Origin of the sequence: Mesorhizobium sp. M8A.F.Ca.ET.021.01.1.1 (assembly GCF_003998025.1) — a bacterium.
Taxonomy (GTDB): domain Bacteria; phylum Pseudomonadota; class Alphaproteobacteria; order Rhizobiales; family Rhizobiaceae; genus Mesorhizobium.
In genome coordinates, this window is the sequence record NZ_RZSJ01000162.1 from 1 (window position 1) to 10,997 (window position 10,997).

General features: G+C 63.3%; 11 protein-coding genes and 2 pseudogenes. 3 read left to right on the forward strand and 10 right to left on the reverse strand.

The features are described 5' to 3' along the window. Nucleotides 1-411: pseudogene (locus tag EOA36_RS15060) on the forward strand (cobyric acid synthase CobQ); the annotation flags it as partial. Nucleotides 412-414: 3 nt separating this feature from the next. Here the strand turns inward: EOA36_RS15060 and EOA36_RS15065 are convergent. The 4 genes from EOA36_RS15065 to EOA36_RS15080 all read right to left on the reverse strand — a co-directional run bounded on the left by EOA36_RS15065 (nucleotide 415) and on the right by EOA36_RS15080 (nucleotide 2,848). After that, nucleotides 415-834, reverse strand: a complete 420-nt coding sequence (locus EOA36_RS15065) for a VOC family protein (protein ID WP_127278301.1) — start codon at nucleotides 832-834, stop codon at nucleotides 415-417. A 72-nt stretch (nucleotides 835-906) separates the two neighbouring features. Further along, a complete protein-coding gene (locus EOA36_RS15070) occupies nucleotides 907-1,737 on the reverse strand; it encodes an AraC family transcriptional regulator (protein ID WP_127278302.1) in 831 nt (276 codons plus the stop codon). Nucleotides 1,738-1,840: 103 nt separating this feature from the next. After that, nucleotides 1,841-2,011, reverse strand: coding sequence for a hypothetical protein (locus EOA36_RS15075; protein WP_127278303.1), 171 nt, complete (start codon nucleotides 2,009-2,011; stop codon nucleotides 1,841-1,843). 51 nt (nucleotides 2,012-2,062) lie between these two features. Next, nucleotides 2,063-2,848, reverse strand: coding sequence for a TSUP family transporter (locus EOA36_RS15080; RefSeq protein WP_127278304.1), 786 nt, complete (start codon nucleotides 2,846-2,848; stop codon nucleotides 2,063-2,065). Between the two features lie 119 nt (nucleotides 2,849-2,967). On the opposite strand from EOA36_RS15080, the gene EOA36_RS15085 reads away from it, so the two are divergent. Next, entirely contained in the window at nucleotides 2,968-3,399 is a 432-nt protein-coding gene (locus tag EOA36_RS15085; protein WP_127278305.1) for a TerB family tellurite resistance protein, read from the forward strand. Nucleotides 3,400-3,502: 103 nt separating this feature from the next. Here the strand turns inward: EOA36_RS15085 and EOA36_RS15090 are convergent, their stop codons facing one another. From EOA36_RS15090 to EOA36_RS15110, 5 genes are all read right to left on the reverse strand, one after another. Then, the gene (locus EOA36_RS15090; RefSeq protein WP_127278306.1) at nucleotides 3,503-5,125 is read right to left on the reverse strand and encodes a dipeptide ABC transporter ATP-binding protein; all 1,623 of its coding nucleotides are present in this window, start codon (nucleotides 5,123-5,125) and stop codon (nucleotides 3,503-3,505) included. Further along, the gene (locus EOA36_RS15095) at nucleotides 5,122-5,991 is read right to left on the reverse strand and encodes an ABC transporter permease (protein WP_127278307.1); all 870 of its coding nucleotides are present in this window, start codon (nucleotides 5,989-5,991) and stop codon (nucleotides 5,122-5,124) included. Before EOA36_RS15095 ends, EOA36_RS15090 begins: the two co-directional genes overlap by 4 nt. After that, on the reverse strand, nucleotides 5,988-6,935 hold the full coding sequence (locus tag EOA36_RS15100; protein ID WP_127278308.1) for an ABC transporter permease: 948 nt from the start codon (nucleotides 6,933-6,935) through the stop codon (nucleotides 5,988-5,990). The genes EOA36_RS15095 and EOA36_RS15100 overlap by 4 nt, the downstream gene beginning before the upstream one ends. Before the next feature lie 34 nt (nucleotides 6,936-6,969). Then, nucleotides 6,970-8,448: an ABC transporter substrate-binding protein gene (locus EOA36_RS15105; protein WP_127278309.1), complete on the reverse strand. Its 1,479-nt coding sequence runs from the start codon at nucleotides 8,446-8,448 to the stop codon at nucleotides 6,970-6,972. Nucleotides 8,449-8,609: 161 nt separating this feature from the next. Then, nucleotides 8,610-9,890 (reverse strand): acetylornithine deacetylase/succinyl-diaminopimelate desuccinylase family protein, encoded by a 1,281-nt coding sequence (locus tag EOA36_RS15110; protein WP_127278310.1) that lies wholly within the window; start codon nucleotides 9,888-9,890, stop codon nucleotides 8,610-8,612. A 217-nt stretch (nucleotides 9,891-10,107) separates the two neighbouring features. Between EOA36_RS15110 and EOA36_RS15115 the strand changes: the two genes are divergently transcribed. After that, a complete protein-coding gene (locus EOA36_RS15115) occupies nucleotides 10,108-10,536 on the forward strand; it encodes a L,D-transpeptidase (protein ID WP_127278311.1) in 429 nt (142 codons plus the stop codon). Between the two features lie 70 nt (nucleotides 10,537-10,606). Here the strand turns inward: EOA36_RS15115 and EOA36_RS15120 are convergent. Then, a pseudogene (locus tag EOA36_RS15120) lies at nucleotides 10,607-10,997 on the reverse strand (lipid A biosynthesis lauroyl acyltransferase); the annotation flags it as partial.

Sequence of the window (10,997 nt, forward strand, 5' to 3'; positions counted from 1 at the left end):
ATCGAAGGCAACGTCACCGAAGCCGTGGGCCTCGGCCTGCTCGATGTCGAGACGGTGATGGAGCCGGAAAAGACGGTGCGCAATGTCAGCGCCCGCTCGGTGCCGTTCGACCTGCCGCTCGAGGGTTACGAAATCCATCTCGGCCGCACGACGGGCCCGGACACCAGGCGGCCGTCGGCGATCATCAATGGCGCCGAGGACGGCGCGATCTCGGCCGATGGCAAGGTGATCGGCACGTATATGCATGGCCTGTTCGGCGCCGACGGCTTTCGCGGGAAATTCCTCGAAAGCCTGGGTGTCAGGAGCGGTGGCATAGATTACCGAGCCGAGGTCGAGCGCGCGCTGGACGAGGTCGCCGCCGAGCTGGAAACCCATCTCGACTGTGATGCGATTTTTTCATTGGCACGTTGAAGGTCAGGCCTTCTCACCGGCCTTCGGCCAGTAGGTGCCGAACGACCAGACATTGCCTTCAGGGTCGCGGCAGATGAATTCGCGGCTGCCATAATCGCGGTTCGTCAGTTCCTGGATGATCGTCGCGCCGGCCTTCCTGGCTTTGGCGTAGGCGGCGTCGGCATCGTCGACGGCGATATAGATCGACTTGCCGCCGCCTGAACCGGGTTCGCCGACCATCTTGCCGTAGTCGTCGTCGCGCACCGTGCCCAGCATGATCATCGAGGAGCCTAAGACCAGTTCGGCATGGTGCACGACATCGCCTTCGCCATAGCGGGCACGGACACTGAAACCGAAGGCTTCGCCCAGCCAGTCGATCATCCCCGCCGCATTCTTGTAGCGCAGGGCAGGGTAGAGCCGGGGTGCTTCAGTGGTGGTGGGCATCGGAACCTCCTTCATCTGGATCGGTCTATGCCTCACTCTGGCCAAGGGCCGTTCCTGCGTCTTGAAGAAATGTTACCTGACCGAAAGTGCCGTTGGTGTCTCACCGGCGAGCTCGCGGAATTCGCGCACCAGATGCGCCTGGTCGGCATAGCCGCAATCGGCGGCGACATCCGCCCAGTCGGCGGTCGGCTCGCTCGACAGGCGGAGCGCCCGGTTGAAGCGGACGATGCGCGACAGCGTCTTGGGGCCGATGCCGGTCGCGTCGGAGAATTTGTCGGCGAGATGTTTGCGGCTCCAGCCCAACTGTTCGGCAAGCGATGCGATCCGGGTCCGGCCGCCTGATGTGATGATGCGGTCATAGGCCCAGGCGATTTCGAGCGGTGTTTCGGCGGCGCTCTCGAGACGTGCGGCGACGAAGGCCTCGGCAAGATCGAAACGTGCCGTCCAGTCAGGCGTGTTGCCCAGCCGTTCGCGCAGCGCCGCGCCCTCCGCGCCAAGCACGTCGTCGAGTACGACCATGTTGTCAGTCAATTCGCTCATCGGCAGGCGGAAGAAGCGGCGTGCGCCAAGAGGGGTGAAATTCACCTGGATGCAGCAGGCGCCGCCGAAGGATTCGATCATCACCGGACCGGCGAAAAGGCCGGCGGCGAAACTGGCGACGCGGTCATTGTCATCAGGCGTCCTGCCGAGGCCGATGGCGAACGGCTCGGCGAAGCTGATCACCAGCGGCACCGTCAGCGACGCGTATTCGACATTGCGGAAATGGCCGGTAGCTGTTTCGCGATAGCCGCAGATGTCGGTGACAACGCCGTCAAGCGCGGCGTTGGGAAGCCGCCGGCGCATTTCGAACAGCCCCGATATGGAGCGATCCTGTTCTTTCGGGCGCTGCATCTCGATTGGCATCGGCCATCCTTCCGCCAAGCGAATTTAGCAGAGGCCGCATCAGAATCAAAAACGCCCGGCTTTGGCCGGGCGCTCTCGGTCCCCACTTGTCGAGGGAAACTTGTCAGGCGCCGCGCATCAGGCAGCCGGCGGCGAGCACGATGTAGGCGACAAGCACGATCCACACCGATGCAAGAGGTATGAACGCAAGAACGCCAAGCGCGGCGAGAATGCCGATGATGGCGATGACCAGGGAAATGATGAAAACAATCTGGGTAGGCGCGTTGAGATTCATGTCTGGCTCCTGCAACATGATTCGAACAGCGATATTGTAACAGGCGCGTGATCACACACCAATCATGACACGCAGCGGGTTGGCCGGATCGGCCAGCAGCTTCACCGCCAGAGCCACGCAGACGACCACCAGCAGCGGCTTGATCAACCTGGCGCCGATGCGCATGGCAAGGCTGGCACCAAGCCGGGCGCCGAGGAACTGGGCAACGCCCATCATCAGGCCGATCTTCCAGGAGATGACGCCGACAGCGGCAAAGACGATGAAGCCGCCAATGTTGGAAGCGAAATTGAGCAGTTTGGTGTGCGCTGTCGCCTTGAGCACGCCGTAGCCGGCAAGGGCGACGAAGGCCAGCATGTAGAAGGAACCGGCGCCCGGCCCGAACACGCCGTCATAGAAGCCGATGGCCGGCACCAGGGTCACGCCGAACAGGAAGGGCGACAGGCGCTCGGCCCGGTCGACATCGTTCATGTTGGGCTTGAGGGCGAAGTATAGCGCGATGGCAATCAGCACCAGCGGCAAGGCCGCGCGCAACAGGTCCCCGGGCACGATCGTGGCCAGTAATGCGCCGATGGCGCCGCCGGCAAGTGCCAGCAGCGCCGATGGCAATTGCCGGCGCAGGTCGACATGACCTTTCGAGGCATAGTGGATGGTCGCCGACCCCGAGCCGAACATGCCTTGCAGCTTGTTGGTTCCAAGCGCCTCGACCGGTGAAAAACCGGCAAGCAGCAGTGCGGGGATGGTGATCAATCCGCCGCCGCCGGCAATCGAATCGACAAAGCCCGCGGCGAAAGCCGCGAAGGCGAGGATGGCGATGGACTGGGCGGTGAGGTCGATCATCTGATGTGTCGAGATGTCCGGTCGGCTGAGATAGCGCGCGTTCGACCACGACCACCCCGTTTGCGCAAGGCCGATTCCGCGCTAATTCTATCAAAGAGGAATCGGAAAGGGGGCCGTTCATGGCATTCGCGTTGCTGGACCAGATACGCTCGATCTTCGACGGCGACCCGGGCGTGCGCAAGGTCGCGGACGATCCAGTCCTGTCGGCGGAACTGCTGATGCTGTTCCGCATGATCCTGGCCGACGGCACGGTGAGCGAGAGCGAGATGGTTGCCTTCCGGCGCATCTGCAAGGGGGCTTTCGGCATTCCGGAAACCAGCATCGACAGCGTCATCGAATATCTCAACGAATTCGGCTACGAGACCAACGGCTCGCAAGCGATCGCGCTGTTCCGCGACCTCGACGTCGAACGCCGCAAGCAATTGGCGCAGCACATGGCGGAGATCGCCAAGGCGGATTCGCAACTGGCCGAGAGCGAGGTGCGGCTGCTGCGCCGCACGCTCGATTTGCTCGACATCAGCCCGGTCGACGTGGTGAAGCCGGAAGAGTAGGGGCGGAGGTCCCGGCCGGGCCTGCTGCCTGCGGCATCTCCCCAGCGTTCGCGGCCTTCCATCGAGCCACTGGCACGATGGATTTGCATCGAGAACCGGTCGATCACCCCTGTTCCTGCATCCGCTTGGCGATTGCGCGGTGCAGATCCGGCGCCGCCGCTACCAGCGCCCTGGCGGCCTCGGATTGCGGATGGTCGAGCACGTCGTTCGTCTTGCCCCGCTCGACGATCTTGCCCTCATGCATGACCAGCACTTCGTCCGTGATGGCGCGGGCGACGGTCAAATCATGGGTGATGAAGAGATAGGCGATGCCGAGTTTCTGGTTGAGCCCGGCGAAAAGGTCCAGGATCTGCGCGCGGATCGAGACATCGAGTGCCGAGACCGGCTCGTCGGCGACCACCAGTTTTGGGCGGGTGATGATGGCGCGGGCGATCGACAGGCGCTGGCGTTGGCCGCCCGAAAATTCGTGCGGGTATTTGTCCATGTCACGCTGGTCGAGGCCGACCTCGTGCAGCGCATGCGCCACCATCTCCCGGCTTTCGGCGCGCGTCGGTTTTTTCTCCAGGACATGCAGGGGCTCGGCGACCAGTTTTTCGACCTTCTGGCGCGGATCGAAGGAGCCGTAGGGGTCCTGGAAGACGACCTGCATATCGCGCCTGGCGGGCTTCAACTCGGCTTCGCTCTTGCCGGTGATGGCTTCGCCGCGAAAGCGGATCGCGCCCGAACTCGGCCGGTCCAGCGCCAGGATCATGCGGGCAAGGGTCGACTTGCCGCAGCCGGAGCGGCCGACCAGCGCCACCGACTGGCCCGGCGCCATCGACAGGGAGACGTCGTCGACCGCGCGGATGGCAGGCGCGCGCCTGAACAGCGAAGTCCGGCGGCCGGGATAGTCGCGGGTGATGCCTTCGACCTGCAGCAGAGGTTGGTCCGTCCCGACGAGATGAGGTTTGGCGCGCGCCGGAACATGCATCGAGGCCTGCGCCAGTTGGCGCGTATAGGGATGAAGCTGACCGGAGAGCGTGCTCGCCGTGTCGCCGGCCTCTATCACCTCGCCATGGCGCAGGATGGTGATGCGGTCGGCCATCTCGGTCACGACAGCGAGATCATGGGAGATCAGCAGCAAGCCCATGCGGCTTTCCGCAACGAGGTCGCGCAGCAGGTCGAGGATCTGTGCCTGCAGCACCACGTCGAGCGCTGTCGTCGGCTCGTCGGCTATCAAGAGCTTCGGCTTCAGCGCGCAGGCAATGGCGATGACGACGCGCTGGCGCTGGCCGCCGGACAATTCGTGCGGATAGCGCGACAGCGGGAACTTTGCCGAGGGCAGCCCGACGCGGTCGAGCATTTTTCGCGCCCGCTCCTCTGCGTCGGCTCGGCTTGCCCTGGTGTGCCAGCGTATGCCTTCAGCGACCTGTTCGCCGATCGTCTTGACAGGATTGAGCGCCGTCATCGGTTCCTGGAACACCATGCCGATGTCGTCGCCGCGCAAAGCGCACATCTGGTCCTCGGTTGCCGCGAGGATATCGATGCCGTCGAATGTGACGCGCCCGGTGGCGCGTGCGGCATGGGGCAGGAGTCGCATCACCGTCAGCGCGGTCATGGATTTGCCGGAGCCGGATTCGCCGACCAATCCCATGATCTCGCCGGGCGCGACGGAGAGTTCGATCTCCTTCAGGATCGGCGTGTCGCCGATGGTCAACGATAGGTTTTCGATCTCTAGCAGGCTCATCGCTGCCGCCGCGATTTCGGGTCGAGAATATCGGCGATGCCGTCGCCCAAAAGGTTCAGGCCGAGCACGGTGACGACGATCGCCATGCCGGGGAAGATCGCCATCCACGGCGCCACCACCATGCGCGTCTGGGCGTCGAACAGCATGCGGCCCCAGCTCGGCATTGGCGGCTGCGCGCCGAGGCCGAGATAGGAAAGCCCCGCTTCGGCCAGGATGCCCAGCGCGAACTGGATGGTGCCTTGCACCAGGAGCAGCGTGGCGATGTTGGGCAGCACATGTTCGATCGATATCTGCGTGCGGCTTTTTCCGGCGGCGCGCGCGGCCAGGATGAATTCGCGCGGCCAGACGGCAAGCGCGCCGGCGCGAGCGACGCGGGCAAAGACCGGAATGTTGAAGATGCCGATGGCGATGATGGCGTTGACGGCGCCGGGCCCGAAAATGGCGGTGATCATGATCGCCGAGAGCAGCGCCGGGAAGGCGAAGACGAGGTCGTTGACGCGCATCAGCGCCTCGTCGACGAGGCCGCCGCGCGCGGCGGCAAAGGTGCCGAGCGGCACGCCGACTCCCATGCCGATGCCGACCGCGACCAGCGCCACGGCAATCGAGTTGCGGGCGCCGACCATGATCATCGACAGGATGTCGCGGCCGAAATGGTCGGTGCCGAACCAATGGGCCAGCGAGGGGCCTTGCGTCTTGTCGGCTATGACCAGCTTCGTCACATCGTAGGGTGTCCAGACGTAAGAGATCACAGCCATCGCCACGATCAGCACGGTGATGGCGAAGCCGGTGACGAAGGCGGTATTTCCAAACGCCTTGGCCAGAATGCTGCGGAACGTCTCCTCGGGGATGTCGATGCGCAGCGTCATTGCCGGCTTCTCAGGCGCGGGTCGACCACCGCATAGGAAAGGTCGACGACGAGGTTGACGGCAATGACGGCTGCGACCAGCAGCATGACGACGCTTTCGACGACGATCAGGTCGCGCTGGGTGATCGCCTGGAACACCAGCCGGCCGAGCCCGGGCAAGTAGAAGACATTCTCGATGATGATGGTGCCGGCGAGCAGGAAGGCGAATTGCAAGCCAAGGATGGTCAGCACCGGGATCATGGCGTTGCGCAGTGCGTGCCGCCACAGCACGGCCCGATAGGGCAGACCCTTGGCGCGGGCGGTGCGGATATAGTCCTCGTTCAGGATCTCGATCAGCGCCGAGCGGGTGACGCGCGCCAGGATCGCCGCTTGCGGTAGGGCAAGCGCCACCGCCGGCAACAGCAGCGATTTCAGCGCCGGCCAGGCGCCGGCGCTCCAGCCCGGGAAGCCACCGGCCGGGACCAGCCGCAGCCAGACGGCAAAGACATAGATCAGCATCAGCGCGAACCAGAAATTGGGCACGGCGACGCCAAGCTGCGCCACGCCCATTGAAATCGTGTCGCCGGCCCGTCCGCGCCGGCTGGCGGAATAAAGCCCGACCGGAACGGCGATGATGGTGGAGAGCGCAAGCGCGATCAGCGCCAGCGGCAGCGAGACGGCGAGCCGTTCACGCACGAGATCGATGACCGGCACCGAATAGGTATAGGAGCGGCCAAAATCGAGGCTGAGCAGGCCGCCTGCCCAGTGCAAATAGCGCAGGACGAGCGGCGCGTTGAGGCCCATCTGGTTACGCAAGAGTTCCACCTGATCGGCGCTGGCGTTCATGCCCAGCATCAGCCGCGCAGGGTCGCCGGGGAGGATTTCCAGCACGGCGAAGACCACCATCGAGGCAAGCACCAGCGTGGCAAGGGCGATGGCAAGGCGCTTGAGGAGGTAGGCGGTCATGGGAGGCGAAGGAGCGGCGCTCGCACCACAGACCTCATTCGCTCCACTTCACCTTGGTGAGATCATTGGCCTGGATCGGCGCGTTTTCCCACAGGCCCTGCAATTTGGCGTCCCAGACACCGACCTTGGGCAATTCGTAGAGGAAACCGACCACGGCGTCGTCGGCCAGGATCTTCTGCGCCTCGCCAAGCAGCTCCTTGCGCTTGGCCTCGTCGGAGGTGAGGTTGAGGTCGGCGATCACCTTGTCGAAGGTCGGATTGTCGTAGTTGAAGTAGTAGTCCTTGCGCGAATAGATATCGATGTCGTTGGGCTCGGTGTGGGAGACGATGGTCAGGTCGTAGTCCTTCTTGGTGAACACCTGGTCCAGCCACTGCGCCCATTCGACAGGGATGATCTCGAGATTGATGCCGACGTCGCGAAGTTGCGAGGCGATGATCTCGCCGCCGAGCCTGGCATAGCTGGGCGGCGGCAGTTTCAGCGTCGCCTTGAAGCCGTTCTCCAGCCCGGCCTCCTTCAACAGTTCCTTGGCCTTGTCGACATTGTGCGGATAGAGGCCGGTGAGGTCGACATAGTCCTTGTTGGCCGGCGACATGTGCGAGCCGATCGGCAGTCCGAGACCGGCCGAGGCGCCGTCGATGATCGCCTTGCGGTCGAGCGCGTAGGAGATCGCCTGCCTGACCTGCAGCTTGTCGAAAGGCGGCTTCTTGTTGTTGATCGACAGGATGGTCTCGCCTTCGGTCGAGCCGATCACCACCTTGAAACGCGGATCGTCCTTCACCTGTGCCAGGCTGTCGGGATCGAAGAAGGGGAAGGCCTGGATGTCGCCGGACAGCAGGGCCGGCACATAGGCCGCGGCATCCGGCACGATGCGGAACTCGACCTTGTCGAGGAACACCGGAGCGCCCCAGTAATGGTCGGCTTTTACCAGGGTGATCGACGATCCCTTGGCCCAGTTCTGGAACTTGAACGGGCCGGTACCAACAGGGTTCTCCTTGTTGGTGTCGGCTGACTTTGGCGACACCATCACCGCGTCGCCCCAGCCCATATCGTAGAGGAAGGATCCTTGCGGGTTCTTCAGCGTGACCTTGACCGTTGCCGGATCGACGATTTCGACCTTGTCGATGGCCGCGAACAGGCCTTTTTGCGCATTCACCGAATTGTCGGCGCGGGCCCGGTCGAGCGAGAATTTCACGTCGTCGGCGCTGAAATCGGCGCCGTCATGGAATTTGACTCCGGTGTGCAGCTTGAAGGTGTAGACCTTGCCGTCATCGGAAATGGTCCAGCTCTCGGCCAGATCCGGCAGCACCTCGCCATTGGGGCCAATCCGGGTCAGGCCCTCGAAGACATTGGCGTAGAGCACTTCCTTGATCGCCGCCGCGGCGCCCGCGGTCGGATCGAGATGCGGAGGTTCGAGCGGAATGCCGATGACCAGGTCGGTCCGGGCCGCAAAGGCCTGGCTTCCAGCGGCTAGCGCAAGGACCGCCGCGGCCAGAATGGTTTTCCACAGTCTCATCGTGCAACTCCCCATGCGTTCAGGACACGTGCTCAAACCGGGCGATAGAAGCGTGATTTCGCGCGGGAGTAAATTGCGTTTCGTGCTGTCAGGCAGGATGGCTGGGAATGTTTTTGCCGTGCCAGCCGTGTAGGAAGGTCGAAGCTTGTCGCGATGGAGGGTTATCCCGTGGAGGTGCCACGCAGCAGCACGTCGAGCCCGATCGCCATCACCTTGGCCGATTCCACCATGTCCGATATGCCGACCCATTCGTCCGGCCGGTGGGCGAGGTCGAGAATGCCGGGTCCGTAGGCGATGCAGTCATAGATGTGGCCGATGCGGGCAATATGCTTCTGATCGTAGGTGCCGGGGGATATGACATAGTCGGGCTCGCGGTCGAAGATGGCATGAATGCCTTGCGCCACCGCCTTGACCACCGGCGCGTCGCGTTCGGTCATCAGCGGCAGCACTTCCATCAGGTCGCGTATCTCGTAGTCGAATTTTTTGCGCTCCCGCTTCAGCCGATCGAGAATGCCGGTCACTTCGCTTTTGACCGTGGCCAGATCCTCCTCGAGCAGGAAGCGGCGGTCGATGGTCAAACGACAGGAATCGGGCACGTTGGGCGAGGGCAGGCCGGGCCGGAAATCCTCGGTCTGGCCGCCATGGATGGAGTTGATGTTCATGGTCGAGCGCCTGGCGCCCTCCGGTACGACCGGCATGCGCGTGATCTTGCGGTCGAGTGCGGGGAACAATTCGTCCTCGAATGCCCTGAGGACGGCGCCCATATGGCGCACCGCATTGTCGCCGAGAAACGGCATCGAGCCGTGCGCGATCTCGCCCTTGGTCTCGATCTCCGCCCACCAGACGCCGCGATGGCCAAGGCAGATGCGGTCCTTGTTCAAGGGCTCGGGGATGATGACGTGGTCGACCCTGGGCTTCGAGAAATAGCCGAGCCCGGCGAGATGGGCGACGCCACCAAAGCCGCCGGACTCCTCGTCGACCGTGCCCGAGATCTCGATGGCGCCGGGAAAGTCGGGGAAGACTTCCATGAAAGCCTCGACGGCGATGATGGAGGCAGCCAGGCCGCCCTTCATGTCGCAGGCGCCTCGGCCATAGACCTTGCCGTCCTTGATGACGCCGGCAAAGGGATCCACCGTCCAGCCTTCGCCGGCCTCGACCACGTCGATATGCGAATTGAAGTGGACGCAGGCGCCCGGTGACCGGCCATCGAAACGGGCAACGACATTGACGCGCGGATAGCGATCGGTGTCGCCGGGCGTGCCTTCGGCGCGGATGAACTCGGTTTCGAAGCCGCGTTTCCTTAGCCGCGCACCAATATAGTCGGCGCATGGCCTGTAGGCTTCGCCGGGTGGATTGATGGTCGGAAAGCGGATCAGGTCGGCGGTCAGCGCCACCAACTCGTCGCGCTTGCTGTCGATTGCCTTGAGGAGTCTCTCGTTCATGCCACGAGTTGAGCAGCGAACCCCACGGTTTTGCAAGCCCGTCGACCAAATCGGTGCAACGTGTCCTGGCGGCAACTATCGCGGGAAATCGTTCAAATTCGCTGCATTGGATTGGCGAATTGGTCAAGGAGTGTGTGCTATCTGTTCACTGCCATTAAAAAGGTGAAAAATAACGTGATGGCGGGCAGGCAAGGGGCAATCAAAGGGGTTTGATCGCATGAAAATGTCGTTCCTTAAGGCAACGGTGCTGGCCGTCGCGCTGTTTGGCGCATCGGTCGCGAGCGAGGCGGCCACGTTGGTGGCGAATATCGACGTGTCGTCGCAGACAATGACGGTCCGCTATGGTGATTCGGTCTATCGGTGGGCCGTGTCGACCGCCCGTCCGGGCTATTTCACGCCACGCGGCACCTACCGGCCGCAGCGCACGGCGCGGATGTGGTATTCGCGCAAGTACGAAATGTCGCCGATGCCTTATTCCGTATTCTTCCATGGTGGTTATGCCATCCATGGAACAGGCGCCGTCAGGCAACTCGGCCGCCCAGCTTCGCATGGCTGCGTAAGGCTGCATACGGCCAATGCCGCGGCCTTCTATTCGATGGTGCGCGAAGTCGGATTCGGCAATACGCGCATTGTCGTCACGAACTAGGCGGTTGGCGATTCGCTGATATTGGCTTTGTCTGTCGGCGGAGGAACTCACGTTCCCGCCGGCGGCTCGCTCAGGCGTTTGCGACGGGAGCCACCTTGGTGCGCTTTTTTCGCCGCCAGTTGCTGATCTCCCACCTTTTGTGGAACCACATCCACTGGCCGGGGTCCTCGCGGACCCAGCGCTCGACGACGTCGTTCAACATCTGGGTGGTGGCGTGGACGTCGACGCTGCCGTCGGCGGTGCGCGGCAAGACCAGCTTGTCCTCGATCTCGAGCCGGAAGCGGTTGCCCGGCAACCTGACGCAGCGCGCCGGGTAGACATCGCAGTCATAGTGACGGGCAAGGGTGCCGAGCACGCGGTTGCTCTGGCAGGGACGGCCGAAGAAGGTCGTGTCCAGGCCGTTGGAGAATTTCTGGTCGACGAGAACGCCGATATTGCCGCCATTCTCCAACACCCCGGCC